Origin of the sequence: Citrobacter sp. S39 (genome assembly GCF_009495675.1) — a bacterium.
In the GTDB taxonomy this organism is placed as follows: Bacteria; Pseudomonadota; Gammaproteobacteria; order Enterobacterales; family Enterobacteriaceae; genus Citrobacter; species Citrobacter freundii.
Map to the genome: position 1 here is coordinate 1,776,641 of NZ_CP045555.1, position 26,528 is coordinate 1,803,168.

The following is a 26,528-nucleotide window of genomic DNA, read 5'->3' on the forward strand; positions in this document are numbered from 1 at the left end:
AGCAAAAACAAAATAAGCGAACTGTAAAATGGAAGATTTAACTCTGCGTTATTATGACGCGGAAATGCGTTATTTAAGGGAAGCGGCAAAAGAGTTTGCGCAGGCGCATCCGGATCGTGCCGCTATGTTGGATCTGGACAAAGCCGGTATCCCCGATCCCTATGTGGAGCGGCTGTTCGAAGGTTTTGCATTTTCTATGGGGCGGTTGCGCGCCAAAATAGACGATCATCTTCCTGAATTTACCGAAGGGTTGATGAGTCTGCTGTGGCCACATTATTTACGTACCATTCCCTCCTTAAGCATTGTCGAGCTTTTACCTGATACTGATGTGCTGAAAATGAGCGAGCGGATTAATGCGGGGTTTGGCGTATTGTCCCAGCCCGTTGGCCCTAAAAAAACGGTATGTCAGTATCGTACTACCCAGCCCGTCACGCTCAGCCCACTGTCTGTTACGGCGGTGAATATCGATGCTGAACCTGACGGACGCTCAGTCATCCGTATGCGAATAAAGTGCAATCCACAGATGGACTGGTCGCAAACCGAACTGACGCGTCTCAGCCTTTACCTGAGCGGTGACGCGCCGGTGACCCACGCACTGCACCTTGCATTGACAAAGCGTCTGGCCTCTCTTTATTTGAGACTCCCCAACAGCGTAGAACGTATTCGACTGGAGGGTTACTTTTCCCCGGGCGGATTTGCCGATGAAGACAGTTTGTGGCCAAAAGGCGATACGGCGTTTGGCGGCTGGCAATTATTGCTTGAGTATTTTACGTTCCGCGAAAAATTTATGTTTGTCCATCTTAACGGTCTGGAAAAAATAACCTTTCCTGCGGGCATCGACTGCTTTGAAATCGAAGCGGTACTGACTCAACAGTGGAATTCTGAGCTTCCCGTGGGTAGCGAAAATATACGTCTGCACTGCGTTCCAGTTATTAATCTCTTCACTCTGGAAGCCGATCCGCTGGTGGTTAATGGACTGGAAAGCGAATATTTGCTGCGTCCGCGCAGATTGCAGGATGGTCACATGGAAATTTATTCGGTGGATGCGGTTTCTGGTTCGCAGCGCGCGCGTAATGCCGTTTATGCCCCATTCACCAGCTTTCGCCACAAGGGAGGCATGATGCGCCGTAATGCCCCCGAACGTTACTACCATACACGCGTCAGGCGCGGCGTCTCAGGATTGTATGACACCTGGCTGATCCTCGGCGGTGACGCCTGGGAGCGGGATCGTCTTGCTGAGTATGAAACCGTCTCATTGAAAGTGACCGGAACAAACGGTCAGCTACCCAGGCGAGCTTTGCAGAGTTCATTGCTTAATCGTTGCGAGCAGATCCTCCAGACGCCGCTTGCCGTGCGTAATCTGTGTAAACCGACGCTACCGGCTTATCCTCCCGCCGAGGATCGTTTTCACTGGCGCGTCTTAAGCCACCTCGGGTCCAGCTTTCTGAATATGATGGCCAGCGCAGAAGTGCTCAAAGGAACATTATCTCTCTATAACTGGCAGGATGATGAGCTGAATTATCGTCGTCTGGATGCGATCATGGATGTTCAGCAGCATGAAATACAACGCTTTGAAAAAGGATTTTTACTTCGTGGAGTAGATATCGAAATAACGCTTGATGAGAACGGATTTACCGGTGAGGGCGACATTCATCTGTTTGGTGAAATGCTTAACCGCTTTTTTGCATTGTATGCGGATATTCATTTGTTTAATCAGCTTACGGTAATTATCCAGCCGGCAGGGAAAAGCTTGCGATGGAAAGAGAATCACAATCAGCGACTGCCTGGTTGCTAAATAGCCTTGGCGATAACCTGCCTCGTACCAATTTTTATCGTTTTTGCCAACTGCTGGAACAGTGGAATCCGCAAGCGCCAGCTCCAGGAAGCCAACAAAGTCCGCGCTTTGATGCTATTCGTTTTCGTCCTCATCCGGGGATGGGGTTCCCGGCGGGGGAGCTAAAAAGTACAGAATATGATCCGCAAAAACCCACACTGCCACCAACGGTCAGTGTCACATTTATGGGGTTGTATGGCGTGGAATCGCCGCTGCCGACAACCTATCAGGATGATATTGCCCAGCGTCAGGAAGGCTCGGACGTTGCCGCTGAGTTTCTGGATATTTTCAACCATCGCTTAATTACGCAGTTTTATCGAATCTGGCGTAAATACAGCTATCCAGCGACTTTTCGCCCTGGCGGTACAGATGAGACTTCACAATATTTACTGGGGCTGACTGGGCTCGGCATTCAGGGATGCGCCACGCAAACGCAAGCCCCGTTATCGCGTTTTTTGGCGCTGTTAGGAGTAATGAGAATGCCAACGCGTACGGCAGAAGGAATATCCGCGCTGGTATCTTTATTATCGCCAACAACAAATATCACCGTGACGCCACATGATAAACGCTTCGTCCTGCTGGATAAGGCGTTAAAAATGAGTGCGCGGCACCCCGTTAGCCTTCATTCTCGTCCGGTGATGGGACATAGCGCCGTAGATATTAACAGTCAGGTGCTCATTACGCTAACCACGGAGGTTCCTGATGGGGTTTGCGACTGGTTACCCGGCGGTCAGCTTTACCATGATTTTCTCGCGCTCCTGCACGTTTATTTAGGTGCCAGAGTGAATGCGAGGCTGCAATTACGTATTCCTCGCTCGGTGCTTCCGGATGCTCAACTTACCAGTAATAAAAGCGAACATGCAGTACAGCTCGGTCGCACGGCTGTTATGCGTCTGAATAACCCGAAAGCTCTGAACCAACTTATCACCATTAAACTTGGGCTTTGGCAGAGCCTTAGCCAACACGATCAGCGGAGGGAAGCCGATGAGGCTGGCGATTATCGCTATTAATTTTGTCGTAATAACCGGCATGACCAGCCTGATCACAGGGTGTGGTCTGACACAAAAAGTATCTGAAGGCACGGTGTCATTAACGAAGTCAATTTTTTATAAGGAAATTAAAACGCTGCATTTGGATCTTTGCGCCAGAGAAGCCGCTAATAAAAATGCGCAGGGCATCGCGCTTTCAACGGTCGTACGTATTTACCAACTCAACGATCGTAAAGCATTTGACTCAGCGAATTATCAGTCTTTATTTGCGCAAGACAGCACGGTGGTAAAAGCGGATTTACTGGCTCAGAAAGATGTTTGGGTTCGTCCTGGTGAAAGCGTAACTATCGATATTCCACTCGAAAAGGAAACGCAGTATGTTGCCGTGGCGGGAATGTTTATTTCTCCCGAACAGTCTGAAGATTCATGGCGCGTGGTAATACGTCGAGAAGATCTCGATTCTGATAAAGCGCGAGTGATTGAATTAAATTCTCAGGCTCTGGTTCTCCTGAAGCCGGAGGACGAGTAATGATTAAACGACCTTCTCTTTATGACATCTTGTTGGGTAATTTCTCCGGTGGTTTGCCTTTGCATGCAGTTGGTGAAAACACGCAGGTCATCTTATCCGTTTTGGATAATATGCAGCGCATTTTGAATACGCGCGCCGGTAGCCTTAAACATTTACCCGACTACGGTCTGCCGGATATGACCAAAATCCTCCAGGGTATGCCGGGAACGGCACATCAACTTATCAGTACGCTTTCTCAGGTTTTGTTGAAGTATGAACCGCGACTGAAAAGTATTCAGGTCACAATGCAGGAGCAGGAAACGCCAGGGCATTTACGCTACTCCATCGATGCCGAACTTCAGGACCTTGGCGTTGTTCGTTATGGCACTGATTTTACCCCCGAGGGACGGGTGCTCATCCGCCACCTGAAAAAACAGGGTTGGCTTGAGACAGGAGCGTACTGATATGGAGACGAATCGCATCAGCACCGGTGGCGACCCGCGTGCTTTCACGGAGTTCGGGCAACTACGCGATGAAATCAGCAAGCTGACTCATCCCGCGCGCCCGGACGTTGACTGGCAAAAGGTTGAACAGTTAAGCCTGACTTTGTTTCGCCATAACGGTGTCGAATTGCAAACCCTGGCCTGGTATACCGTCAGTAGAATGCGTAATGCCGGGCTGCTGGGACTTGCCGAAGGTGCCGAGCTTCTGGAGGCGTTACTGACGCATCACTGGAGTGCCATATGGCCGCAGCAAACCCATGCTCGCGTTGAAATTCTGACATGGCTGTCAGCCCGTTTACAGCAAGAATTGCGTACGCTAACGCTGTCATATGCTGATTTATCAGTGGTTTATCGGATTGAACAGCGTTTAAAACATGCCTGCGAAGTGCTGCAACGGCTTGAACTGAAAGCGCTGAGTAAACTGGAGGTTGTCGTTACCTGGATGCATAATGCCGCTTTACGCCTTGAGAAGTCAGAGGCGGATTCGGGCTCAGCCGTTGTGATGATACCGGCTTCTGGCTCAGCCAATAACGCTGAGATCGCTTTGCCCCAGCTGATCTTTGTGGTGAATGAACCCGCTTCGCCCGGGCAATCGAGCACAGCAGTATTTGCTACTCAAACCGATCACGGAACCCGACGGATGTGGTTAGGGTTTGCCATCGGTGTCATGGTGACTGCGGTAGTGAGTACAGGCGCTTTTCTTGGTATTAAGCATATGCGAGCTGATGAATATGAACTGATCAGGCCATTGCCGCAGGTGTTGACGCCTGAACAATTATCCACGTTGAAGCAATCCTCAGATTTGGGGGAGCGGAAACAGGAATTTTTCGTCGCTGCGCAAGGGCAATTGGATGTTATATCCCGCCTGTCACCTCTGTGGTCGAGGGAGTATGCCGCATCATTAGCGCAGCAGCTAGCCACCCTGTGGCCGGAAGAATCGCTGACTACGGAATTCACAAGCGGATTACAAAAACAGTTAACCACGGAAGCGTTGCCGGAAAGCGCACTGCAAAACTGGCATCATGCCCAGCAGGGGCTGGAGGCATTAACTGCCCAGCTAAATTCGCTTGATGAACGCAAAGGTAAATATCTGACGGGTTCGGAGCTGAAATCAGCCATTTTCACTATCCGTCGTCAGCTTGACCAAACGCCGCCGACAGAAGAGTTATTACGTCAAATAGATGAAGAATTCAAAATGCAGGGGAGGGTATCACCCGCTTTGTATCAGCAACTCGATATGCGGATTAATCAGCTTCTTAATCGTTATGCGCTGTTGAAACAAAGTTCGGTGAAGAGAGAATAGTGACTATTCGCCAAAAGCAAAAAACCAGCCCTAAGGCTGGTTTCTCTAAATAGTGGTGCCCGGACTCGGGCTAACGCTGTAAGCGTTGAACAGCGCGCTCGTCGCGCTGGCCCCGAAGGGGTGAGCCGCTGGCGGCGAATAATCGAACGAAGTTCGATGGAGAGTCCGCTTCACCAAAAGCAAAAAACCCGCCATAGGCGGGTTCTTCTAAATAGTGGTGCCCGGACTCGGAATCGAACCAAGGACACGGGGATTTTCAATCCCCTGCTCTACCGACTGAGCTATCCGGGCAACGAGGCGCATTAAACCCGATTCACTTCGTTTCGTCAACGAAATTTCTTCAAATCAATGCAGACTGCACAATCTATCACCACATTGTTGCTATTGCACGCATTCTCAGGCAAAAAAAGCCGTCCACGCTGCGGAAAGCGGCATTGCCAGTAGAAGGGCAGGAAGCATATTCACCACCGCAAACATTTTAATGCCGCAAATCCGCAAACCGGTTGCAAGTAGCAACAGTCCGCCTACAGCGCTGAAATCGGCCATCATGGCTGGGGTTGTCAGCGGTAAAATCAGAGCTGCACAGGTGACAAGCGTCAACTGAATTGCCAGCATCGGTATGAAAATGGCAGACACGGCGATCCCTAGCGAGCAGGCGAAGATAATAGCGGTGAAGAAATCGAGAAATGACTTGGCGATTAAAATATTAGGATCGCCGGTCATCCCTTCATGGATCGCCCCGAATATCCCGGTCCCGCTGGCGCAAAACAACACGATGATCGCCACATAGCTTTGGATAAAGGATTCGTGTGTTGCATTGGCATCCGATTTGGTGAAAAGCTGTTGCGCTTTGGCAACCGCGGCATTGATTCCTTTTTCCAGATGGCAGAATTCGCCAATTAATGCACCGATCAGTGTCGCCAGAACCATCACCGGCAAGTTAACGCATTTGATAACCAACAAGATACCAATTCCCAACGAGCACAACCCGAATATTGAGGTCATTGAGATCCGAATACGTTCGGGTAAGTGCTGACTGAGCAGCGCGCCGAGAACACCGCCTAATAAAATGGCGCTGGCATTAATAAAGGGTCCGATTACCACGTTTGCTCCTGCATACCCATTATCGTCTTGATGTTAAAGGCAACTGTTTGGGTGAAATTATGTTTCAGATTGCATTATTATGCCGCTATTGTCAGACGAAATGCTTGTTTATCTGTGAGGTTTAAGCACAGGATTTTATCTTGCGCCAGTAGGTGAAAGGTGCCATGATTGCGCGAATTTTCTCCTGTCTGAATGAGGCTGCTTGGGATGATCTTACTCCCCCTACATCGCCTTCAATATCGCCTTTTTGCGCGACGTTCGCCCCTTCCTGCGACTTATCTTCACGCTTTCACCATGCGGTGAGGGCAGCGTACGCTCACTGCAGGATAACAGTAAGATCAGAGGCTATCTGCTTTTACTGATGTCTGGCGGTCGGGGCTGGTAACCAGTTTGACCCGTCATTTCGTGGGCAAAGCAATGCGGCTTTGCCCGGGACTTTTGATTTTCCCGAAACGGGTTATTGCGCTTATGAAATCAATGAAAATTGCCGCCAGTGGTGAACTGGCTTCTCGTCTTTCCAGCCATCGCCAGGTGGTTGCGCTGGACAGCACCGATTTTACTGACGTCGCGGCAGTCGTCATTACCGTTGCGGACAGCCGCAGTGGGATCCTGGCTTTGCTGAAACGCACTGGTTTTCATATACCGGTGTTTTTGTTCGCAGAGTCTGATGTCGATGTACCTGCGGGCGTTAACGCGGTGATTCGCGGTCAGGCTCAGGACTGGCTGGAGCTGGAGTCTGCTGCCTGTCAGTATGAGGAAGAGTTGCTGCCGCCGTTCTATGACACGCTTACCCAGTATGTCGAAATGGGGAACAGCACGTTTGCCTGCCCGGGACACCAGCACGGTGAGTTTTTTAAGAAGCATCCGGCGGGCAGACATTTCTATGAGTTCTTTGGCGAGAACCTGTTCCGCGCGGATATGTGCAACGCTGACGTTAAGCTGGGCGATCTGCTGATTCATGAGGGATCAGCGAAACATGCGCAGAAATTTGCCGCGAAAGTTTTCCACGCGGATAAAACCTACTTTGTGCTGAACGGGACCTCTGCGGCGAATAAAGTGGTGACCAATGCGCTGCTGACGCGCGGCGATCTGGTGCTGTTTGACCGCAACAACCATAAGTCGAACCACCACGGTGCGCTGATCCAGGCAGGTGCGACGCCGGTTTATCTGGAAGCGGCGCGTAATCCGTTTGGCTTTATTGGCGGCATTGACGAGCACTGCTTTGATGAGGCGTATCTGCGCCAGCAACTACGTGACGTTGCGCCGCACAAGGCTGACCAGCCGCGCCCGTTCCGCCTTGCAATCATTCAGCTTGGTACCTATGACGGTACGATCTACAACGCCCGGCAGGTGATCGACAAGATCGGTAGCCTGTGCGATTACATCCTGTTTGATTCTGCCTGGGTTGGCTACGAGCAATTTATTCCGATGATGGCCGATGGGTCACCGCTGCTACTGGAGCTCAATGCTGACGATCCGGGGATCTTTGTCACTCAGTCGGTACACAAACAGCAGGCCGGATTCTCGCAAACCTCGCAGATCCACAAAAAGGATAACCATATTCGCGGTCAGGCGCGGTTCTGTCCGCATAAGCGTCTGAACAATGCATTTATGCTGCATGCTTCCACTAGTCCGTTTTACCCGCTGTTTGCGGCGCTGGATGTTAACGCCAAAATCCATGAAGGCGAGAGCGGGCGTCGGCTATGGGCGGAGTGTGTAGCGCTGGGCATTGAGGCCCGTAAAGCGATTCTTACCCACTGTAAGATGATTCAGCCGTTTATTCCTCCGGTAGTTGATGGTAAGCCGTGGGAAAGCTATCCGACGCAGGTGATTGCCAGCGAGCGCCGCTTCTTTAGCTTTGAACCGGGTGCTAAATGGCATGGTTTTTCCGGCTACGCGCGCGACCAGTACTTCGTTGATCCCTGTAAGCTGTTGTTAACTACTCCGGGCATTGATGCGCAAACCGGGCAATATACTGAGTTTGGTATTCCGGCGACGATTCTGGCGCATTACCTGCGTGAAAACGGCATTGTTCCGGAGAAATGCGACCTTAACTCGATTCTGTTCCTGCTGACCCCGGCAGAAAGCACCGAGAAACTGGCGCAACTGGTGGCGATGCTGGCGCAGTTTGAGCAGCACATTGAGGACGATACGCCGCTGGCAGATGTGCTGCCCACCATCTTCAACAAGTATCCGGTACGCTATCGGGATTACACGCTGCGTGAACTGTGTCAGGAGATGCACGATTTATACGTCAGCTTTGATGTGAAGGATCTGCAAAAAGCGATGTTCCGACAGGAGAGTTTGCCTGCCGTGGCGATGAACCCGCAGGATGCCAACAGCGCCTTTATCCGTGGTGATGTCGAACTGGTGCGTATTTGTGATGCCGCAGGTCGCGTTGCGGCAGAAGGTGCGCTGCCTTATCCTCCTGGCGTTCTGTGCGTGGTACCGGGCGAAATCTGGGGCGGGGCGGTGCAACGTTATTTCCTGGCGCTGGAAGAGGGTGTTAACCTGCTGCCGGGCTTCTCGCCGGAGCTACAAGGTGTTTACAGTGAAACGGATGCAGACGGTATTAAGCGTCTGTATGGATATGTTGTGAAGTAAGAGCAAAAAAAACGGGTTACCTTTTGGCAACCCGCTTTTCTCTGCGTAAACGTTAGTGCGCGATAGTTTGGGTTCCTGCCGGAACGCGTACGTGTTTGTATTTAAACAGCGCCACGAAGGCAAAAGCCAGAACCAGCGAGTAACCTGCGAAGATCAGCCACACGGTCTGCCAGTCGGTAATACCGTTCAGCGTATAGTGTTCAACTACTTTACCGCTCACCAGTCCGCCCAGAATACAACCGAAGCCGTTGGTCATCATCAGGAACATACCCTGTGCGCTGGCGCGGATTTCAGGGCGAACTTCTTTCTCCACGAATACCGAGCCAGAGATGTTGAAGAAGTCGAAGGCGCAGCCGTAAACAATCATCGACAGAACCAGCAGCACGGTACCGAACGGTGTCGGATCGCCGTAGGCAAACAGGCCGAAACGCAGCATCCACGCCACAATACTGATAAGCATTACATTCTTAATACCGTAACGGCTCAAGAAGAACGGGATGGTCAGGATAAACAGCGTCTCGGAAATCTGCGAGATCGACATCATCACCGAGGCGTGTTCAACGATGAAACTACCGGAGAACAGCGGGTTGTTATCGAAGCTGTGCAGGAAGGTATTACCGAACATATTGGTAATCTGCAGCTCCGCGCCCAGCATCATTGAGAAGATGAAGAAAATCGCCATGCGCTTGTTTTTAAACAGCGCGAAAGCATCCAGGCCCAGCATGGACGACCAGCTCTGGTTTTTCTGCTGGTTAGCCACCGGAATATGCGGCAGCGTCAGCGTGAACAGCGCCAAAACAACGGACAGCGTTGCACCGATATACAGCTGCATATGACTCAGCTCGAAGCCGGAGAAGCTCACGCCCCACATCGCCATGATAAAGCCGATAGTGCCCCAGATACGGATTGGCGGGAAGTCCGTTACGATATCCATCCCGGCTGACTGCAGGCGATAGTAAGAAATGGTGTTGATTAACCCCAGCGTTGGCATATAGGCCAAAGAGTTAAGCAAGATCACAAAGAACATCGCGCCTGGGGTGGTGACTTCGGCTGCGGCGAACAGCGTTGCTGCACCGACCAGGTGACAAATGGCGTACACCCATTTCGCACTGATCCATTTGTCGGCCACGATCCCTAACAGCGTAGGCATAAATACGGCGGCGATCCCCAGCGAGCTATACACTGCGCCAATAGATGCACCATCGAATTTTAGGGTGACAAACATATAGGAGCCGAGGGTAGTGAGCCAACTACCCCATAAGCAGAACTGCAGAAACGAGAGCACTTTCAGCTGCAGCTTAAGATTCATGTTAATTTCCTCACACCGTAATGCGGATGAATGTTTTAAAAGGCACATTTGCCGGGGCTTGATGATGTGATTCTATCAACGAGGGACACTCTTTTTTTGTTACCTGTGACAAATATTTGCAAACAATTTCTGATTGCAAAGCAAAAGAGTGATGGAGTTAACACTTTACCCTCTTCCGGGCCCCGTTTACCGGGGCAGAAGAGGGGATATATTAGCGGCGTCGATATGATTTTTGTGCGGAATTGACCTTGTAAAGGTATCGGCGTGATTCAGCCGATGGATGTCGGGTAGTCAGCGTTTGATAAACGTCCCCCGGGGTCATGCTGTTGATAATATTCGCTGCCTGGATTTTATCGTTCGAGAAAACGCGCAGCACGCTGCCCGCACCGCCGTTATATGCCGTGATCACCGCGTAGCGACGGGACGTTGGATTATCAATGCCGCCTAAATAGACATTGTTGAGCATAGCCAGATAGGCGGTACCGGTATCAATGTTGCTGGCCGGGTCAAACAGGAAGCTACGGCTCGGTGTGCCGGAGCGCCCTTGCGAGCGAAACACATCTTTCCCGGCGCTGTGCTGTACCACCTGCATCAGTCCCAGCGCATCGGCATGGCTGACCGCATATGGGTTAAATGAGGATTCGGTTTGCATGATGGCCAGAATCAGCGACTCATCGACGCCATACTTACGCGAAGCCTGACGCACCATGCCGACGTATTTATGCGCGCGCTTATCAAGGTGGTTCGGTACCAGGTTGATCGTCACGCTATAGATGATGCGAATACCATTGCTGCGGCTTTTCAGGCGTGTTTTCAGCAGATAGTCAGCGAAATTGGTGGCACGCCCCTCCCAACGAATGGGCTTGCCGGTATTATCGACCACCTGCCCGTACAGGAACGGCTCTTTGGAAATCTTAATGTCGTCGACATCGGAATAGAGGTCGATAGAACCTGGATCATCCCCCATCAGCAATGTCTTGATAATAGCCCGACGCAGGTGTCCGGCGGGATCTGTCCCGGCAATGGTCTCGACGGTTATCGTACCGTCATCAAAGTTGATATGGCTGCGGGTTTGATACTGATCGGTATACTTTACGTAGTCCTTTGGACCCGCAATCAGCACTTCCTTAAATCCCCACAAATTCTCAATGTTATGGGCAAATTGCCCCATCAGAATATCAAAACCGTTGGTATCCTTGACCCAGGCTTCGTTATAGGAATCGCCTTTTTTGGTCGAACTGGAACAGGAGATGAGCAACGGCGCAATAACGGCAAGCGCGAGAAATTTTTTCATCATTCCGGGAGTGCGTGTTGTGTTTGTTATTTGCAAGGACCAGATTAAATCGTAGGCCGGATAAGCGCAGCGCCATCCGGCAACGGTTCTTAAGACTCTGGTGTATAGCCTTCAATATGCACGTCTTTGCCTTCAAACAGGAAGTTGATCATCTCCTGCTCAAGCAGTTTACGATGCTCAACGTTCATCATATTGAGCTTCTTCTCGTTAATCAGCATGGTTTGCTTATGCTGCCATTGCGCCCATGCTTCTTTAGAAATCTCGTTGTAGATGCGTTTCCCCAGATCGCCCGGGTACAGCTGAAAATCCTGGCCTTCTGCTTCGCGTTGCAGGAAAGTGCAAAAAATCGTTCTGCTCATAAAAAATCCTCTCTATCGACCGGTACGTTAAACGTGTGTACCGGCACGTAATTGCTGTAACAAACGCTCCACGGGAGCCGCCAGTCCGACCGACGGCGGTTGCGCTAAGTTATACCAGAGCGCGTTGCCTTCATCCATGCATGAGCCGAATGAAGACACAGGAAGCCACATAGGCACAATGTCTAAGTGGAAATGGCTAAAGGTATGGCGAAACGCATTAAGTTGGGTCAGATTATCTGCGTTAATTTGCCGTTGCGCCAGCCAGTTGCGCAGTCCATCTTCGCCGTCAAACTGTGGAAAACAGTATAAACCACCCCATAAGCCGCTGGGCGGTCGCTGTGCGAGCAGCACTTCGTCATCATGCTGCATCAGTAAAAAATAGCCCGTTCGTTCCGGCAGCGTTTGCTTGGGTTTTTTACCCGGGTACAATGCCCAGCTTGCATTGGCGCTGGCCACACAGCCATTTTCCAACGGACACAGCGAACATTTAGGTTTTGAGCGCGTACAGACCATGGCGCCTAAATCCATCATCGCCTGATTAAAACGCTCAACGCCATGGGCGGGCGTCACCTGCTCGCTCAACTCCCACAGCTTCTTTTCGACCTCTTTTTTACCCGGCCAGCCGCTTACAGCATAACAGCGAGCCAGCACGCGTTTGACGTTACCGTCGAGAATCGGAAAATGCTGACCCAGAGAGAGGGAAAGGATCGCGCCTGCGGTTGAGCGACCGACGCCAGGTAGGGCGGCCACCTCATCAAAAGTTTGCGGAAATATACCGCTATGCAGCGTGACAACCTGCTGCGCGGCTTTATGCAGATTACGCGCTCGGGCGTAATAACCCAGCCCGGTCCACAAATGCAGAACCTCATCCAGCGGCGCATGGGCTAAATCCGTTACCGTTGGGAAGCGCGCCATAAAGCGCTCAAAATAAGGGATAACGGTCGCAACCTGAGTTTGTTGCAGCATTACCTCAGAGAGCCATACTTTGTAAGGCGTCTTATCAATTTGCCAGGGCAGCGTTTTCCGCCCGTATTTGTCGTACCAGCTCAAAACCTGAGCCGAGAATTGAGACGCTTGCATGATTACCGTTTCATTATTGCCGGGGGCAAGATTGCAGCACAGCGGCAACGGGGTGTAAACCGGAACTTTCCGCTGCTCACTTTCTTCCTTTACTTGCATCCGGCAACTAACTTTGGATAATGCCCGTTTTCAGAACTCAAACACAGCAGACTAAACTTTTATGAAGAACGACGTCATTTCACCGGAATTTGATGAAAACGGCCGCCCTCTGCGCCGGATTCGTAGTTTTGTTCGTCGCCAGGGGCGACTGACGAAAGGGCAGGAGCACGCGCTGGAAAACTACTGGCCGGTGATGGGCGTTGAGTTCAGCGAAGAGCCTGTAAATTTCGCAGAACTGTTTGGCCGTGATGCGCCAGTCACGCTGGAAATCGGTTTTGGTATGGGAGCGTCGCTGGTCGCAATGGCGAAAGCGCGTCCGGAACAGAATTTCCTTGGCATTGAGGTTCACTCGCCGGGCGTTGGTGCGTGTCTGGCTTCAGCCCATGAAGAGGGTGTCGAGAACCTGCGCGTCATGTGCCATGATGCCGTTGAAGTCCTGCATAAAATGATTCCTGACAATTCTTTATCTATGGTTCAGTTGTTTTTCCCTGACCCGTGGCATAAAGCACGTCATAATAAACGCCGTATCGTTCAGGTACCGTTTGCTGAGCATATCTTAAGTAAGCTGAAGCTGGGCGGCGTATTCCACATGGCAACCGACTGGGAAGCTTATGCGGAACATATGCTGGAAGTGATGTCCTCCATTGACGGGTATAAAAACCAGTCTGAGAGTAACGATTATGTACCGCGCCCACAATCGCGCCCGGTAACCAAATTTGAACAACGTGGTCATCGTCTTGGCCACGGCGTATGGGACTTAATGTTCGAGAGGGTGAAATAATGGCAAAGAACCGTAGCCGTCGTCTGCGTAAAAAGATGCACATCGAAGAATTCCAGGAAGTAGGATTTTCGGTTGCATGGCGTTTCCCGGAAGGTACATCTGGAGAGCAGGTCGATCAAATCGTTGATGACTTTATCAATGAAGTTATCGAACCGAACAAGCTGGCTTTTGACGGCAGCGGCTATCTGGCCTGGGAAGGTCTGATCTGTCTGCAGGAAATCGGCAAATGCACCGAAGAACACCAGGCAATCGTGCGTAAGTGGCTGGAAGAGCACAAACTCGAAGAAGTGCGTACCAGCGAACTTTTCGATATTTGGTGGGACTAAGTAGCACAGGGTCGGCAAATGCCGGCCCGATTTGTCTTGAGGGAAAGATATGATGCGCAAAACGCTGCTGGCGGCAGTCCTAACGTTCACGGCGATGGCCGCACATGCAGATTACCAGTGCAGCGTCACCCCGCGTGACGATGTGATTTTGAGCCCACAAACGGTGCAGGTGAAGGGCGAGAACGGCGACCTGATTATTACCCAGACCGGCGATGTCACCTTTAACGGTAAACAGTACAACCTGAACGCCGCACAGCGTGAGCAAGCCAAAGATTATCAGGCGGCGTTGCGTAGCAGCCTGCCGTGGATTGACGAAGGTGCCAGAGCGCGCGTAGAGAAAGGTCGCGTGGCGCTGGATAAAATCATCGCCAAAGAGGTCGGTGAAAGCAGCAACATGCGTGGCCGCTTAACCAAGCTGGATGCGCAATTGAAAGAGCAGATGAACCGCATCATCGAGCATCGAACTGATGGCCTGACCTTCCATTATAAGGCGATTGATCAAGTCCGCGCGGACGGACAACAGCTGGTTAATCAGGCGATGGGCGGTATTTTGCAGGACAGCATCAACGAAATGGGTGCCAAAGCCGTACTCAAAGGCGGTGGTAATCCGTTGCAGGGCGTGCTCGGTAGCCTTGGTGGCTTGCAAACCTCAATTCAAAACGAATGGAAGAATCAGGAACAAGACTTCCAACAGTTTGGCAAAGATGTTTGTGCCCGCGTCGTGACGCTGGAAAACGATCGTAAAACGCTGGTTAGCACTCTGAAATAATCTTCACCTCTTTTTAACGGCGCAGAAACATTCTGCGCCGTTTTATTTTGTACTTTTCTGTTTTTTTGATATCCATCTCTAAGAATAACAATTTGATGGAGATATAAATCTGGTTAATTGGAACTCGTCACATTATTCATCTGTAGGATAGACATAATGCTGCAAATTCAAGTAACTGGAGAAATAACATGGAGTTTTTCAAGAAAACGGCGCTTGCCGCACTGGTTATGGGTTTCAGCGGCGCGGCGCTTGCACTGCCAAATATCACTATTTTAGCGACCGGCGGGACGATTGCTGGTGGCGGTGATTCCGCGACAAAATCTAACTACACGGCAGGCAAGGTTGGCGTAGAAAATCTGGTTGAAGCCGTTCCTCAGTTGAAAGATATCGCTGTCGTTAAAGGCGAGCAGGTGGTGAACATCGGCTCCCAGGATATGAATGACGAAGTCTGGTTAACGCTGGCCAAAAAGATTAATACCGAGTGTGATAAAACCGACGGCTTCGTGGTGACACATGGTACGGATACCATGGAAGAAACCGCCTATTTCCTCGACCTGACCGTCAAGTGCAACAAGCCGGTCGTGCTGGTCGGCGCCATGCGTCCATCTACGGGTATGAGTGCTGATGGCCCGTTCAACCTGTATAACGCAGTGGTAACTGCCGCAGACAAAGCCTCTGCCAACCGCGGAGTGCTGGTGGTGATGAACGACACCGTTATGGATGGTCGCGACGTGACTAAAACCAACACTACCGACGTTGCTACCTTCAAATCCGTTAACTACGGCCCGTTGGGTTACATTCATAACGGTAAAATCGACTACCAGCGTACGCCTGCGCGTAAGCACACCACGTCTACTCCGTTCGATGTTTCTAAGCTGACCGAGTTGCCGAAAGTTGGGATTGTTTACAACTATGCTAACGCCTCCGATCTGCCGGCAAAAGCACTGGTAGATGCGGGTTACGCAGGGATCGTTAGTGCAGGTGTAGGTAACGGTAACTTGTATAAAACCATTTTCGATACGCTGGCAACCGCCGCGCATAAAGGTACCGTTGTGGTGCGTTCATCTCGTGTACCAACGGGTGCCACCACGCAGGATGCAGAAGTTGATGATGCAAAATACGGATTTGTGGCTTCAGGTTCCCTGAACCCGCAAAAAGCACGTGTTCTGCTGCAGCTTGCGCTGACTCAAACCAAGGATCCTAAACAGATCCAGGAAATGTTTAATCAGTATTAATGACTGAAGGTGGCTGCGCTCATCGACCTAACCCTGTAGGCCTGATAAGCGCAGCGCCATCAGGCAATTTGCCGGATGCGGCTCAAGGCCTTATCCGGCCTACATCGTTACCGTATTACTCCGCCAGAAACAGCTCCAACAGAGAGTTCAAAAACAGCTTACCTTGTTGAGTAATCTGCCAGTATTCATCGCATTCACTCAGGTAGCCCTGGGAAATAGCCTCATCGATCTGTCGACGAATAACGTCCTCGGTAAGCCCGGTATATTGTCTGAACTCCGCGCGAGGCGCGGCCTCAAGCAACCGGAAACGGTTCATAAAGAACTCGAACGGCTTATCGGCTTCGGCGACATCACGCTGGCTTTCGAGATAACGCCCTTGCATGTAGCCACGCGGATGCCGCGTTTTGGTGGTACGCAGAATGCGCCCGTCCGGGAACGTAATTTTGCCATGCGCGCCGCAGCCAATACCGAGATAGTCGCCAAAACGCCAGTAATTAAGGTTGTGCTGACACTGATAGCCCGGCTTTGCATAGGCTGAGGTTTCGTACTGTTGATACCCGGCGGCGGTCAGCAACTGGTGGCCTTGCTCAAAAATATCCCACAGCGCATCATCGTCTGGTAAAACAGGCGGTCGGGAACCGAACAGCGTGTTGGGTTCGATGGTCAACTGATACCAGGAAAGATGCGGTGGATTGAGCGCGATGGCCTGCTGTAAATCGCCCAGCGCCTCTTCCAGCGTCTGATCTGGCAAACCATGCATCAGGTCGAGGTTAAAGCTGCGTAGCCCCAGACCGCTCGCCAGGTGTGCTGCTCGTTTGGCTTCTTCCGGCCCGTGAATACGTCCCAGACGCTCGAGTTTGGCGGAGCTAAAGCTCTGTACGCCAATCGAGATACGGTTTACGCCAGCGCGTTGATAATCAACAAAGCGATCGGCTTCCACCGTCCCGGGATTCGCCTCCATTGTGATTTCTGCATCTGCGGCCAGATTCAGCCGTGCGCGCACGCCGTCGAGCAGCGTTTGCATTGCCGGGCCAGAAAGCAGGCTCGGCGTACCACCACCGATAAAAATTGTCTTTACTTCCCGCCCCTGGGCGTGGGCCACCTCAGTATCCAGATCGCTCAGCAGGTGCTGAACATAGTCGTCATGAGGAACCTCGCCCTTAAGCGCATGCGAGTTAAAGTCGCAGTACGGGCATTTCTGCACGCACCAGGGGATGTGAATATAAAGACTTAGCGGCGGAAGGTTAACCATTGCGCAGGGCATCCAGCAGCAGCTTCAGTGCCTGTCCGCGGTGAGAAATCGCACTTTTTTCTTCGCGGGTCAGCTCAGCAGCTGTTTTTCCTTCGGACGGCACAAAAAAGATTGGGTCGTAACCAAAACCACCGTTTCCGGCCGGTTCACGGGTAATCACGCCCGGCCAGCTTCCGTGGCACACTAAAGGCGTGGGATCGTCCGCATGGCGCATATACACCAGCACGCAGTGGAATTGCGCCTGACGCTGGTCATCCGGGACATCCCGCAGGGTGTGCAGCAGTTTTTCCAGGTTCTGCTGATCGGTCGCATCTTCGCCGGAATAGCGGGCTGAATAGATACCCGGCGCGCCGCCAAGGGCATTTACTGCCAGGCCGGAGTCATCAGCAATGGCTGGCAAACCCGTAATTTGCGCGGCATGACGCGCCTTCAGAATGGCGTTCTCAATAAACGTCAGTCCGGTCTCTTCTGCAGAATCAACTCCCAGATCCGTTTGGGCAACAACATCAAGACCGAAATCACTCAGAAGAGAGGCGAGTTCACGCACTTTACCGGCATTGCCGGTCGCGAGGACAACTTTTTGCATGGGATACCTAATCAGTTAGCGCCGCAATTTCGGGCGGGATCTGTTGCGGATGAATAATTTTAACCTGTTTGTGACGACCAAGCTCGCCCTTCTCAATAACGACCTGGCTTTTCGCTACGCGGAACTGTTTGCCGAGAAACTTCACCAGATGGCTGTTGGCTTGTCCATCGACCGGCGGGGCGGTAATGGCGACTTTAACTTCGTCGCCATGTAAACCCACAATACTGTCACGGCTGGCTTTCGGCTGAATATAGAGCCGTAAAACCAGACCGTCGTCGCAGGGTGTAACGGCACTCATAGCGCCATCCACAGCCCCGGCAGCAGTATGTTGCCTGTCGCCTGTAACACTTCTGCGATACCCATGTTAATGACATAGAGCAGCAGAACCAGAATCATTGGGGAGAAATCGATCCCGCCCATGCCTGGAAGTATGCGACGGATAGGACGCAACAGCGGATCCGCCAGTTGAATCAGCACGTACTCCACCGGGCTGCGACCCTGGCTGACCCAGCTCATAATTGCCATTACCAGCAGCACCCAGAAAATCAGCAGCCCAATGGTCTTCAGGACAATCAGCACGGCGGCGATCCAGATGATCGGCTGGAACGTGACCACCTTAAATAGCACGATGGCTTTGATAAAGCTGAGAACGAGCGCGACTAATGCTGATGCGCTGTCAATGGGCCCCATTGGCGGAATAATACGGCGTAACGGCCCAATAATGGGCTGAGTGATTTTCACAATAAACTGCGAGAACGGGTTGTAGAAATCGCAGCGAGACCATTGCATCCACACGCGCAGCAGCAGCGCCATGGTATACAGCTCAATTACCGTTGAGAGCAGGAAGGTCAACGTATTCATGGTGTTCCTTAATTTTCCTTATTTTTTAGTGTAATCACGAGCACCAAAAATGGCAGTGCCGATGCGCACCATCGTGCTACCCGCCGCGATAGCGGCATCCATATCATCAGACATCCCCAGCGAGAGCGTATCGATATTTGGATAGCGTGTTTTCAACCCGGCAAATGCTACAGCCATTTGCTGTGCAACTTCAAACTGCCTTACATAATCTGACTCAGGAGCGGGAATAGCCATCAAACCACGCAGGGTAATGCGCGGCAGCGCAGCGACTTCAGCGGCCAGGGCATCAAGCTCTGCCAGCGGAATCCCTGACTTACTGTTCTCATCGCTGATATTAATCTGGATCAGCACATTCAGCGGCGGCAGGTCTGCCGGGCGCTGTTCGCTCAGACGGGCAGCGATACGTAGACGGTCGATCGTATGGCACCAGTCAAAATGTTCAGCGACCAGACGACTTTTGTTGGACTGCAGCGGGCCGATAAAGTGCCACTGCAGATCGTTGACGCTTTTTTCCTGAAAGTAGCGGATTTTATCCACCCCTTCCTGGACATAGTTTTCACCGAAGGCACGCTGCCCTGCGGTAATGGCTTCTTCGATGGCGCTCGCAGGTTTGGTTTTGCTGACTGCAAGCAATATAACTTCTTCTGAAGACCGCCCGCAACGCGTCGCGGCGGCTGAGATTTTGTCCCGGACATGTGCCAGGTTATGCGCGATATCGTTCATTTTCCGAGGATGTTCATATGAATATGGAAGAAATAGTGGCCCTTAGTGTAAAGCATAACGTGTCGGATCTACACCTGTGCAATGCATGGCCTGCGCGTTGGCGCAGACATGGAAAAGTCGAAAGCGCACCGTTTACCGCGCCTGACGTAGAGAATCTGCTGATGTGCTGGCTCAGTGAGCAACAACAGGTACAGTTGCAGGAGCAAGGGCAGATTGATTTTGCCGTTACCCTGACGGACTCCCGGCGGCTGCGCGCCAGCGCATTTGTCCATCTGCAGGGAACCTCGCTGGCGCTAAGACTGCTACCGCTGGATTGTCCCCATTTAGACGATCTTCAGCCTCCCGCGGTCATACCTGAACTGCTTCACAGTGAAAACGGGTTGATTCTGGTGACAGGCGCTACCGGCAGCGGTAAATCTACGACCCTGGCTGCGATGGTGGAGTATCTTAATCAGCATATTGAGGGGCACATTCTGACGCTGGAAGATCCTATTGAATATCGCTACACCAGCCGACGTTGTCTGATTCAACAGCGGGAGGTGGGCGCACACTGCGCCTCTTTCGCCACCGGTTTGCGCGGTGCGCTACGCGAAGATCCCGACGTTATTTTGCTGGGTGAGCTGCGCGACGTGGAAACCATTCGGCTGGCATTAACGGCGGCGGAGACCGGACATCTGGTGCTGGCAACGTTACATACGCGAGGTGCGGCACAGGCCATCGCGCGGCTGGTGGATTCCTTTGCAGCAACAGAGAAAGATCCTGTGCGTAACCAACTGGCAGATAGCCTGCGGGCGGTTCTTTCGCAAAAACTGGAGGAGGATAAGCAGGGGGGACGCGTGGCGCTATTCGAACTGCTCGTCAACACGCCCGCCGTGGGCAATTTGATCCGCGAAGGGAAAACGCATCAGCTACCCGGCGTGATTCAAACCGGGCAGCAGACAGGTATGCAGACGTTTGCACAAAGTTTACAGCAGCGACAGGCGCAGGGGCGGCTTTAATAGCCCTGCTCGAAATAGCTTTCCAGGATAATAACGGCAGAAGCGGAGTCCACTTTGCCTTTATTCAACGCCCGGTAACCGCCTTGCTCAAACAGGCCTGAGCGGGCTTCGACGGTGCTCAAACGTTCATCGTGCAGCGTTACGGTTACGCCAAAGCGACCATGAATGCGGTTAGCGAATTTACGTGCGCGCGCGGTAAGGGGCTGTTCGGTGCCATCCATGTTGAGCGGCAGGCCGACAATGATTTCATCCGGTTGCCACTCTTTCAGCAGGCGTTCAATCAAATTCCAGTCTGGCGTACCGTCCTGTGCTTTGATGGCGGGCAATGGCCTGGCCGTACCGGTAATGCGCTGACCCACGGCGACGCCGATACTTTTCGTACCAAAATCAAAAGAGAGTAATGTTCCGTTCATCATGCGTGTCCCGCCACGCCGGGCATGGTCTGAATATCTATCCCGATAAGCTTCGCCGCATCGCGCCAGCGGTCGGCAATCGGCGTTTTGAATAAGATGTTGAGATCGGCAGGGGCCGTAAGCCAGGCGTTATCCAGTAACTCTTGTTCCAGTTGGCCCTTTTCCCATGATGAATAGCCTAATGCCACCAGCACCTCGGATGGTTGCTCCTGCGTGCCCAGAGTTTCTAATACATCGCGGGAGGTTGTGATGATGGTGTTATCAGAAATGCGAATACTGGATGCAAAGCGCGACGGTGGGGTATGAAGTATAAATCCACGGTCTTCTGCCAACGGGCCGCCGAGCATCACGGGCTTATCCAGACGAATGGCCGGATCGCGTTCTTCTGGAGTAATCTTCAGCTTTTCCAGAATCCCTTCAATTTGTAAGTTTTCCAGAGGCTTATTGACGATAATCCCCATTGCTCCGTTCTCATTGTGTTCGCAGATATACACCACGGAACGGCGGAAAATTGGATCCTGGAGAGCAGGCATGGCAATTAGAAAGTGATGCTGTAAATTCATTGTCAGAGGTTCTGTTTCCTGGTTCAAAAAAGCAACAGCGCCCAGTATGTGGGCAAAGTGCGAAGATGTCACCCTCTGAAAATAGCTTGCCGGATGTCGGCTTTGCCTAATCCGGCCTACGGGGTGCAATTGTAGGCCGGATTAGACGCGAAATCGTCGCCATCCGGCAACGTATTTACTTCTGCAGACGGGCCTCAATGGCATCCATCAGCATACCGGTAATCGAAACCGGGAACTCCGCTTCAATTTCACGAATACAGGTTGGGCTGGTGACGTTAATTTCCGTCAGACGATCGCCAATGATATCCAGACCGACAAAAATCAAACCTTTCGCTTTCAGCGTTGGCCCAATGCGACGGGCAATTTCCCAGTCACTGTCGGTTAATGGACGCGGCTCGCCACGACCACCTGCGGCCAGGTTGCCACGGGTTTCGCCGCCCTGCGGAATACGCGCCAGGCAGTAAGGAACGGGTTCGCCATCGACCACCAGCACGCGTTTATCGCCGTCTTTAATGGCTGGCAGATAGTTCTGCGCCATGCAGTAGCGGGTACCGTGCTCGGTCAGCGTTTCCGCAATAACGCCAAGGTTCGGATCGCCTTCCTTCACGCGGAAAATAGAGGCCCCGCCCATGCCGTCCAGCGGTTTGAGAATGATGTCGCTGTGTTTTTGCCAGAAGGCTTTCAGCTGCGCTTTATTACGCGTGACCAGCGTTTCCGGCGTCAGATCGGCAAACCATGCGGTGAACAGCTTTTCGTTGCAGTCGCGCAGGCTCTGCGGTTTGTTGACGATCAGCGTTCCTTTCTCTTCTGCACGTTCCAGAATATAGGTCGCGTAGATGAACTCGGTATCAAACGGCGGATCCTTACGCATCAGAATAACGTCCAGGTCTGCCAGCGGGAGATCCTGCTCGCTCTTGAACTCATACCATTTGTCGTAGTTCTGCTCTACGCTCAGGGTACGCGTATGGGCGCGGGCTTCGCCGTTGATCAGATAAAGATCGGCCATCTCCATATAATGAATTTCGTAACCGCGGCGTTGCGCTTCCAGCAGCATAGCGAAACTGGAATCTTTCTTGATGTTGATGCTTGCGATGGGATCCATCACGATGCCGAGCTTGATCATGTTCTTCTCCGTTTATGCCTTAGCCCAGATCGCCAAAACGCACCTGAAGCGCGGTAATGGCGGTGAGCGCAGTTGTCTCAGTACGCAGAACGCGAGGTCCTAACAGAATATCAGTAAACTGATACCGTGCGGTCATGGCAATTTCATCTGCCGACAACCCACCTTCCGGGCCAATCAGCAAGCGTATGCGCTCCACCGGGAGCGGCAGCGTGTTAATGCTGGCGCTGGCGCGAGGATGCAGATTGAGCTTCAGTCCTTCGTCCTGTTCTGCGCACCATGCTTCCAGATCCATTGCCGGGCGAATTTCAGGCACCCGATTACGACCGCACTGTTCGCAGGCGGCAATAGCGATTTTCTGCCACTGCTGGAGCTTCTTGTTCAGGCGTTCATTGTCCAGTTTAACGCCGCAACGCTCAGAAAAAAGTGGCGTAATGAGGCTTACACCCAGTTCAATCGATTTCTGGATAGTAAATTCCATTTTTTCACCGCGCGACATTACCTGGCCCAGGTGGATATGCAACGGTGATTCCCGATCGTCGAGTTCAGCGTTAAGCACCTTCACTTCCACACTTTTCTTACTGGCGTGGGTAATTTCGGCGTCGAATACCTGATTGCTGCCATCAAACAGCTGTAGCGGCTGGCCTGGCCCCATACGTAGTACGCGGCCGATATGGTTGGCAGCATCTTCACACAGTGAAATTTGGCTACCGGAAGCGAGTGGCTCTGGGTGATAAATGCGAGGAATGCGCATAGTTAAACATCCGCGTCATGGCCCTGGGCTGCAACAGGCCAGGGCATGGTTAAAAATATTGCCGCTAGTGTAGGTTAGCTCTTTTGCGCCTGGCAAGCGCGTTGCACATAGGGGTTATGATTCCCCTGTACCTTCGCGATGCGTTCGTCGCGCTCACACTCCCAGTCGGTGACCGGATACTGCTTATTCCAGGCATTAAAAAGCTGGGTTTGCTGGCGAGAGAGCGTCAGGTTGTATTGGTCGCGCATATAAAAATAGGTACGCGCGATGGCGCCACGGGCGCGGGCAGGCGGCTCGGCAACTTTCTCTTTGAAATCAACCTTCATCGCGCACTGTCCATACTGGCCTTCGCCACCGTTCCACTGGCTGTACATGAAGTTAGCGCGATCGCCATTCACTTCACCTACCGCAGGCTGCAGGTTATGCATATCGCTTTCCATTTTGCGATAGACCGGATCTTTAGCGCAGTTTTTACGCCCTCCGTCCTGCCAGCACTGGCGCTGATGACCAAACTGCCAGGCGGGGACAACGTGCTCCCATTCAATTCTACTGGCGCGGTTTTCGTTTTTTCGCACTTTATAGCCGCAGGATTCGAGGTCCACGACCCCTTTTTTGCCTTGCCAGTTAATTTTACAACCGCAGTAGAAATCGCCTGGTGCATCGGCGTTAACTTTGACGCCCGCCGCTTTTGCCTGAGAAAAACTGTTGATGCCTTCGGCTAAAGCCGGGCCTGAAAATGCTGCGGCTAACAAGACCGCAGCAAAAGAAAAATTACGGTACATCACGAACTCCGTGTCAAAACGAGCCCGCAACGTAGCGAAAGTCATTCCTGTATGCAATCAGTTAGATCAGAAAAGTTCCTGATAATTCTGAAGATTATTCTGCAATCAGTGGTTCGCCGCAGTGAACGCAGCGGTAGGCGGCTTCGCCGCGTATCACGCGGTTATGGCGGCGTACGGTCAGTTGGTGTTCCTGACACTTGCAGCGGTAAGTAAAGGTCTTACGCTGCACGGATTGCAGTTCGAACTGATGCGTACGTCGGGCTGGCACGCCCAGCACGCTTTCCATCATCCATTTCCACTCTTTGCCGTGCGGCGGCACGCGGCCAAAGTATTTCCACACCAGTAAATGCGCCAGTTCATGGGGCACCACTTCGTTAACGAACGCGTCAACGTTCTCCATCAGCAGGACGGGATTCAGACGAATTTCGTAGGTTTGTAGCCACGCGGTACCCGCGGCGGTTCCGCGCTGTTGGTAAACCACCTTTGGCTCCGGGTAATTGCGTTCTAGCTTGAGATTGGCCTGAGCGAGTTTTTCCCGCAGGCTACGCATAACGGCTTGCTGGATGGCGATAGGGAGACGGGAGGTTTTCATAACGCCAGAGGATAGTGCGGCAGGGAAGGGACTGCAAGAGGAAGGCTTCCTCCCGCGGGGGAGGAAGCTTTTCGTGATTAGTCGTGTGCGCCAATTTCGCGCAGTTTACGACCTTTCATCAGGTTACGTTCAATGTGTTCCAGAGAGACATTTTTAGTTTCAGGTATCAGCCACAGGGTCAGGAAGATGAACAGGACGTTCAGACCACCGTAGACCCAGAAAGTATTGGCGCTTCCCAGCGAGTTCAGCATCGTCAGGAAGGTTGCACCGACGATCATATTGGCAATCCAGTTGGTTGCGGTAGAGCAGGTGATACCGAAATCGCGGCCTTTCAGCGGTTGGATTTCAGAGCACAGAACCCAAATCAGCGGACCGGCGCTCATGGCAAAGCCAACGATAAACATCAGCAGCATCAGTACAGCGAAGTATTGCGCGGCCGCCGAGTGAATACCCACGTGCATCATCGTACCCAGCACGCCCATACCGACGGCCATGACGATAAAGCCGAGGATCAGCGTAGGCTTGCGGCCCCAACGGTCAACCAGGCCAATGGCGATAAAGGTTGCCAGCACGTTGGTCAGACCGACGATAACAGTCCCCCACATCTGCTCGGTGGTGTTGGTGTAGCCCGCCAGCTCAAAGATTTTCGGTGCGTAATACATAATGACGTTCATCCCGGTGAACTGCTGCATCACCTGTAACAGGACGCCAAGGAATACCGCGCGGCGGAAGTTGCTGTTTTCTTTAAACAGCGCCCAGCCGCTCTGCTTCACCTGCAGACTTTCACGAATTTCATCCAGCTCGCGTTTGGCTTCTGCGCTGGTATCACGCAAACGCAACAGAACACGTTCAGCATCGACAAAACGACGTTTAGCAGCAAACCAGCGTGGGCTGTCCGGCAGGAAGATAACGCCAACCAGCAGCAGCAGGGCAGGGATGATGATCACGCCCAGCATCCAGCGCCATGCGCCGCTGTAGCTAAACGCCGTATCGGAAAGATACGCACCCAAAATACCGATGGTGATCATCAACTGATACATAGAGATCATGCTGCCACGAATTTTTTCCGGGGCAATTTCAGACAGGTAAAGCGGCGCGGTATAAGACGCAACGCCTACCGCAAGGCCGAGCAGCACGCGGGAAACCAACAGCACTTCAACGTTTGGTGCCGCGGCGGAGAACAGTGAACCGGCAACAAACAGGATTGCGCCGATCATCAAACTCTTTTTACGCCCCAGTTTGAAGGAGAGCCAACCGCTGCCGACGGCACCCACGGCAGCACCAAACATCATCGAACTCACCACCCATTCCTGAGTGTGGGGGGTAATTTGGAACTCGTCGGTGATGAACGGTAAAGCTCCGGCAATAACACCGATATCCAGGCCAAAAAGTAATCCAGCCAGGGCTGCAAGAAAGCAGACAAAAAATGTCATGGCTTTGTTGGAACGCCCCGTTTTTTTATTGTCAGGCATGATGCCCTCCGGTTGGGTAGCTAGTTTTGTTGATGTTAAGGGTAGGTGAGTACGGGGTAAAAAAATGCGAATCACATCACATTAGTGTAATCGGTTACACTAGCATTCATGTAAGTTATTGGTTATTTGATTGAAAAATAACGTTATTTATTTCGCATGAATAACATTGATTGTCTGGGTTTAAGATAATGCTGAAATATAATGTAACAGTGATGCAATCATAGTAACGAAGAGATGTTGATTCATGTTGGATCGAAATTCTACGATATGTAATCGCTTTCATTTGTTGTTTGCAACAAGGGAGATTAGCGTAGC

At 52.0% G+C, this 26,528-nt stretch carries 28 protein-coding genes and 1 tRNA gene; 11 read left to right on the forward strand and 18 right to left on the reverse strand.

What is annotated here, in order from left to right:
• The first annotated feature begins 28 nt into the window (after positions 1-28).
• The 5 genes from tssF to GFB57_RS08435 are packed head-to-tail and all read left to right on the forward strand — an operon-like array spanning position 29 to position 5,137.
• A complete protein-coding gene (tssF, locus tag GFB57_RS08415) occupies positions 29-1,795 on the forward strand; it encodes a type VI secretion system baseplate subunit TssF (protein ID WP_003027151.1) in 1,767 nt (588 codons plus the stop codon).
• Positions 1,756-2,844 (forward strand): type VI secretion system baseplate subunit TssG, encoded by a 1,089-nt coding sequence (gene tssG, locus GFB57_RS08420; protein WP_003027149.1) that lies wholly within the window; start codon positions 1,756-1,758, stop codon positions 2,842-2,844. Before tssF ends, tssG begins: the two co-directional genes overlap by 40 nt.
• Complete coding sequence (gene tssJ / locus GFB57_RS08425; RefSeq protein ID WP_003027146.1) at positions 2,819-3,352, forward strand: type VI secretion system lipoprotein TssJ; 534 nt, start codon at positions 2,819-2,821, stop codon at positions 3,350-3,352. The genes tssG and tssJ overlap by 26 nt, the downstream gene beginning before the upstream one ends.
• Entirely contained in the window at positions 3,352-3,795 is a 444-nt protein-coding gene (gene tssE / locus GFB57_RS08430) for a type VI secretion system baseplate subunit TssE (protein ID WP_003027143.1), read from the forward strand. The genes tssJ and tssE overlap by 1 nt, the downstream gene beginning before the upstream one ends.
• A gap of 1 nt (position 3,796) precedes the next feature.
• Positions 3,797-5,137, forward strand: coding sequence for a VasL domain-containing protein (locus GFB57_RS08435; protein ID WP_003027140.1), 1,341 nt, complete (start codon positions 3,797-3,799; stop codon positions 5,135-5,137).
• Positions 5,138-5,352: 215 nt separating this feature from the next.
• On the opposite strand, the gene GFB57_RS08440 is transcribed toward GFB57_RS08435, so the two are convergent.
• A tRNA-Phe gene (locus GFB57_RS08440) sits at positions 5,353-5,428 on the reverse strand.
• Positions 5,429-5,533: 105 nt separating this feature from the next.
• Positions 5,534-6,241 (reverse strand): DUF554 domain-containing protein, encoded by a 708-nt coding sequence (locus tag GFB57_RS08445; RefSeq protein WP_003027136.1) that lies wholly within the window; start codon positions 6,239-6,241, stop codon positions 5,534-5,536.
• A 468-nt stretch (positions 6,242-6,709) separates the two neighbouring features.
• Between GFB57_RS08445 and GFB57_RS08450 the strand changes: the two genes are divergently transcribed.
• Entirely contained in the window at positions 6,710-8,845 is a 2,136-nt protein-coding gene (locus GFB57_RS08450; protein ID WP_003027133.1) for an ornithine decarboxylase, read from the forward strand.
• 52 nt (positions 8,846-8,897) lie between these two features.
• Here the strand turns inward: GFB57_RS08450 and GFB57_RS08455 are convergent, their stop codons facing one another.
• The 4 genes from GFB57_RS08455 to mutY form a co-directional block, all read right to left on the reverse strand.
• Positions 8,898-10,154: a nucleoside permease gene (locus GFB57_RS08455; RefSeq protein ID WP_003027130.1), complete on the reverse strand. Its 1,257-nt coding sequence runs from the start codon at positions 10,152-10,154 to the stop codon at positions 8,898-8,900.
• Positions 10,155-10,365: 211 nt separating this feature from the next.
• Positions 10,366-11,451: a membrane-bound lytic murein transglycosylase MltC gene (gene mltC / locus GFB57_RS08460; protein WP_008321260.1), complete on the reverse strand. Its 1,086-nt coding sequence runs from the start codon at positions 11,449-11,451 to the stop codon at positions 10,366-10,368.
• Between the two features lie 86 nt (positions 11,452-11,537).
• The gene (locus GFB57_RS08465; protein ID WP_003027126.1) at positions 11,538-11,807 is read right to left on the reverse strand and encodes an oxidative damage protection protein; all 270 of its coding nucleotides are present in this window, start codon (positions 11,805-11,807) and stop codon (positions 11,538-11,540) included.
• 27 nt (positions 11,808-11,834) lie between these two features.
• Positions 11,835-12,887 (reverse strand): A/G-specific adenine glycosylase, encoded by a 1,053-nt coding sequence (mutY, locus tag GFB57_RS08470; protein WP_003027121.1) that lies wholly within the window; start codon positions 12,885-12,887, stop codon positions 11,835-11,837.
• A 160-nt stretch (positions 12,888-13,047) separates the two neighbouring features.
• On the opposite strand from mutY, the gene trmB reads away from it, so the two are divergent.
• The 4 genes from trmB to ansB all read left to right on the forward strand — a co-directional run bounded on the left by trmB (position 13,048) and on the right by ansB (position 16,097).
• Positions 13,048-13,767 carry a tRNA (guanosine(46)-N7)-methyltransferase TrmB gene (gene trmB, locus GFB57_RS08475; protein ID WP_003027117.1) on the forward strand — a complete coding sequence of 240 codons (720 nt, stop codon included), beginning with the start codon at positions 13,048-13,050 and terminating at the stop codon, positions 13,765-13,767.
• The gene (locus GFB57_RS08480; protein WP_003027115.1) at positions 13,767-14,093 is read left to right on the forward strand and encodes a YggL family protein; all 327 of its coding nucleotides are present in this window, start codon (positions 13,767-13,769) and stop codon (positions 14,091-14,093) included. The genes trmB and GFB57_RS08480 overlap by 1 nt, the downstream gene beginning before the upstream one ends.
• A 49-nt stretch (positions 14,094-14,142) precedes the next feature.
• The gene (locus tag GFB57_RS08485; protein ID WP_003027112.1) at positions 14,143-14,862 is read left to right on the forward strand and encodes a DUF2884 domain-containing protein; all 720 of its coding nucleotides are present in this window, start codon (positions 14,143-14,145) and stop codon (positions 14,860-14,862) included.
• Between the two features lie 188 nt (positions 14,863-15,050).
• Positions 15,051-16,097: an L-asparaginase 2 gene (gene ansB / locus GFB57_RS08490; RefSeq protein WP_003027108.1), complete on the forward strand. Its 1,047-nt coding sequence runs from the start codon at positions 15,051-15,053 to the stop codon at positions 16,095-16,097.
• A gap of 115 nt (positions 16,098-16,212) precedes the next feature.
• Here the strand turns inward: ansB and hemW are convergent, their stop codons facing one another.
• The 5 genes from hemW to GFB57_RS08515 are packed head-to-tail and all read right to left on the reverse strand — an operon-like array spanning position 16,213 to position 19,519.
• Complete coding sequence (gene hemW, locus GFB57_RS08495; protein ID WP_003027105.1) at positions 16,213-17,349, reverse strand: radical SAM family heme chaperone HemW; 1,137 nt, start codon at positions 17,347-17,349, stop codon at positions 16,213-16,215.
• Complete coding sequence (locus GFB57_RS08500; RefSeq protein ID WP_003027104.1) at positions 17,342-17,935, reverse strand: XTP/dITP diphosphatase; 594 nt, start codon at positions 17,933-17,935, stop codon at positions 17,342-17,344. Before GFB57_RS08500 ends, hemW begins: the two co-directional genes overlap by 8 nt.
• A 7-nt stretch (positions 17,936-17,942) precedes the next feature.
• Positions 17,943-18,233: a DUF167 family protein YggU gene (yggU, locus tag GFB57_RS08505; protein ID WP_003027101.1), complete on the reverse strand. Its 291-nt coding sequence runs from the start codon at positions 18,231-18,233 to the stop codon at positions 17,943-17,945.
• Positions 18,230-18,796: a YggT family protein gene (locus GFB57_RS08510; RefSeq protein ID WP_003027097.1), complete on the reverse strand. Its 567-nt coding sequence runs from the start codon at positions 18,794-18,796 to the stop codon at positions 18,230-18,232. The genes yggU and GFB57_RS08510 overlap by 4 nt, the downstream gene beginning before the upstream one ends.
• A gap of 18 nt (positions 18,797-18,814) precedes the next feature.
• Positions 18,815-19,519 (reverse strand): YggS family pyridoxal phosphate-dependent enzyme, encoded by a 705-nt coding sequence (locus GFB57_RS08515; protein ID WP_003027093.1) that lies wholly within the window; start codon positions 19,517-19,519, stop codon positions 18,815-18,817.
• A gap of 17 nt (positions 19,520-19,536) precedes the next feature.
• On the opposite strand from GFB57_RS08515, the gene GFB57_RS08520 reads away from it, so the two are divergent.
• Positions 19,537-20,517 carry a type IV pilus twitching motility protein PilT gene (locus GFB57_RS08520; RefSeq protein WP_003027090.1) on the forward strand — a complete coding sequence of 327 codons (981 nt, stop codon included), beginning with the start codon at positions 19,537-19,539 and terminating at the stop codon, positions 20,515-20,517.
• Here GFB57_RS08520 and ruvX read toward each other — a convergent pair.
• The 7 genes from ruvX to galP form a co-directional block, all read right to left on the reverse strand.
• On the reverse strand, positions 20,514-20,930 hold the full coding sequence (gene ruvX / locus GFB57_RS08525; protein WP_003027087.1) for a Holliday junction resolvase RuvX: 417 nt from the start codon (positions 20,928-20,930) through the stop codon (positions 20,514-20,516). The two genes, GFB57_RS08520 and ruvX, sit on opposite strands and share 4 nt — an antisense overlap.
• Entirely contained in the window at positions 20,930-21,493 is a 564-nt protein-coding gene (locus tag GFB57_RS08530; protein ID WP_003027086.1) for a YqgE/AlgH family protein, read from the reverse strand. The genes ruvX and GFB57_RS08530 overlap by 1 nt, the downstream gene beginning before the upstream one ends.
• Before the next feature lie 175 nt (positions 21,494-21,668).
• Entirely contained in the window at positions 21,669-22,616 is a 948-nt protein-coding gene (gene gshB, locus GFB57_RS08535) for a glutathione synthase (protein ID WP_003027083.1), read from the reverse strand.
• Positions 22,617-22,635: 19 nt separating this feature from the next.
• On the reverse strand, positions 22,636-23,367 hold the full coding sequence (gene rsmE / locus GFB57_RS08540; protein ID WP_003027080.1) for a 16S rRNA (uracil(1498)-N(3))-methyltransferase: 732 nt from the start codon (positions 23,365-23,367) through the stop codon (positions 22,636-22,638).
• Between the two features lie 74 nt (positions 23,368-23,441).
• A complete protein-coding gene (gene endA / locus GFB57_RS08545; protein ID WP_003027077.1) occupies positions 23,442-24,149 on the reverse strand; it encodes a deoxyribonuclease I in 708 nt (235 codons plus the stop codon).
• Between the two features lie 94 nt (positions 24,150-24,243).
• On the reverse strand, positions 24,244-24,741 hold the full coding sequence (locus GFB57_RS08550) for a SprT family zinc-dependent metalloprotease (protein ID WP_290366958.1): 498 nt from the start codon (positions 24,739-24,741) through the stop codon (positions 24,244-24,246).
• A gap of 77 nt (positions 24,742-24,818) precedes the next feature.
• Positions 24,819-26,213, reverse strand: coding sequence for a galactose/proton symporter (gene galP / locus GFB57_RS08555; RefSeq protein WP_003027074.1), 1,395 nt, complete (start codon positions 26,211-26,213; stop codon positions 24,819-24,821).
• Positions 26,214-26,528 lie beyond the last annotated feature (315 nt).

What these genes read in the sequence shown, in the direction of transcription:
- tssF (WP_003027151.1), top strand. Translation starts at nt 29, where the DNA reads ATGGAAGATTTAACTCTGCGTTATTATGACGCGGAAATGCGTTATTTA.
- tssG (WP_003027149.1), top strand. Translation starts at nt 1,756, where the DNA reads ATGGAAAGAGAATCACAATCAGCGACTGCCTGGTTGCTAAATAGCCTT.
- tssJ (WP_003027146.1), top strand. Translation starts at nt 2,819, where the DNA reads ATGAGGCTGGCGATTATCGCTATTAATTTTGTCGTAATAACCGGCATG.
- tssE (WP_003027143.1), top strand. Translation starts at nt 3,352, where the DNA reads ATGATTAAACGACCTTCTCTTTATGACATCTTGTTGGGTAATTTCTCC.
- GFB57_RS08435 (WP_003027140.1), top strand. Translation starts at nt 3,797, where the DNA reads ATGGAGACGAATCGCATCAGCACCGGTGGCGACCCGCGTGCTTTCACG.
- GFB57_RS08450 (WP_003027133.1), top strand. Translation starts at nt 6,710, where the DNA reads ATGAAATCAATGAAAATTGCCGCCAGTGGTGAACTGGCTTCTCGTCTT.
- GFB57_RS08455 (WP_003027130.1), bottom strand. Translation starts at nt 10,154, where the DNA reads ATGAATCTTAAGCTGCAGCTGAAAGTGCTCTCGTTTCTGCAGTTCTGC.
- mltC (WP_008321260.1), bottom strand. Translation starts at nt 11,451, where the DNA reads ATGATGAAAAAATTTCTCGCGCTTGCCGTTATTGCGCCGTTGCTCATC.
- GFB57_RS08465 (WP_003027126.1), bottom strand. Translation starts at nt 11,807, where the DNA reads ATGAGCAGAACGATTTTTTGCACTTTCCTGCAACGCGAAGCAGAAGGC.
- mutY (WP_003027121.1), bottom strand. Translation starts at nt 12,887, where the DNA reads ATGCAAGCGTCTCAATTCTCGGCTCAGGTTTTGAGCTGGTACGACAAA.
- trmB (WP_003027117.1), top strand. Translation starts at nt 13,048, where the DNA reads ATGAAGAACGACGTCATTTCACCGGAATTTGATGAAAACGGCCGCCCT.
- GFB57_RS08480 (WP_003027115.1), top strand. Translation starts at nt 13,767, where the DNA reads ATGGCAAAGAACCGTAGCCGTCGTCTGCGTAAAAAGATGCACATCGAA.
- GFB57_RS08485 (WP_003027112.1), top strand. Translation starts at nt 14,143, where the DNA reads ATGATGCGCAAAACGCTGCTGGCGGCAGTCCTAACGTTCACGGCGATG.
- ansB (WP_003027108.1), top strand. Translation starts at nt 15,051, where the DNA reads ATGGAGTTTTTCAAGAAAACGGCGCTTGCCGCACTGGTTATGGGTTTC.
- hemW (WP_003027105.1), bottom strand. Translation starts at nt 17,349, where the DNA reads ATGGTTAACCTTCCGCCGCTAAGTCTTTATATTCACATCCCCTGGTGC.
- GFB57_RS08500 (WP_003027104.1), bottom strand. Translation starts at nt 17,935, where the DNA reads ATGCAAAAAGTTGTCCTCGCGACCGGCAATGCCGGTAAAGTGCGTGAA.
- yggU (WP_003027101.1), bottom strand. Translation starts at nt 18,233, where the DNA reads ATGAGTGCCGTTACACCCTGCGACGACGGTCTGGTTTTACGGCTCTAT.
- GFB57_RS08510 (WP_003027097.1), bottom strand. Translation starts at nt 18,796, where the DNA reads ATGAATACGTTGACCTTCCTGCTCTCAACGGTAATTGAGCTGTATACC.
- GFB57_RS08515 (WP_003027093.1), bottom strand. Translation starts at nt 19,519, where the DNA reads ATGAACGATATCGCGCATAACCTGGCACATGTCCGGGACAAAATCTCA.
- GFB57_RS08520 (WP_003027090.1), top strand. Translation starts at nt 19,537, where the DNA reads ATGAATATGGAAGAAATAGTGGCCCTTAGTGTAAAGCATAACGTGTCG.
- ruvX (WP_003027087.1), bottom strand. Translation starts at nt 20,930, where the DNA reads ATGAACGGAACATTACTCTCTTTTGATTTTGGTACGAAAAGTATCGGC.
- GFB57_RS08530 (WP_003027086.1), bottom strand. Translation starts at nt 21,493, where the DNA reads ATGAATTTACAGCATCACTTTCTAATTGCCATGCCTGCTCTCCAGGAT.
- gshB (WP_003027083.1), bottom strand. Translation starts at nt 22,616, where the DNA reads ATGATCAAGCTCGGCATCGTGATGGATCCCATCGCAAGCATCAACATC.
- rsmE (WP_003027080.1), bottom strand. Translation starts at nt 23,367, where the DNA reads ATGCGCATTCCTCGCATTTATCACCCAGAGCCACTCGCTTCCGGTAGC.
- endA (WP_003027077.1), bottom strand. Translation starts at nt 24,149, where the DNA reads ATGTACCGTAATTTTTCTTTTGCTGCGGTCTTGTTAGCCGCAGCATTT.
- GFB57_RS08550 (WP_290366958.1), bottom strand. Translation starts at nt 24,741, where the DNA reads ATGAAAACCTCCCGTCTCCCTATCGCCATCCAGCAAGCCGTTATGCGT.
- galP (WP_003027074.1), bottom strand. Translation starts at nt 26,213, where the DNA reads ATGCCTGACAATAAAAAAACGGGGCGTTCCAACAAAGCCATGACATTT.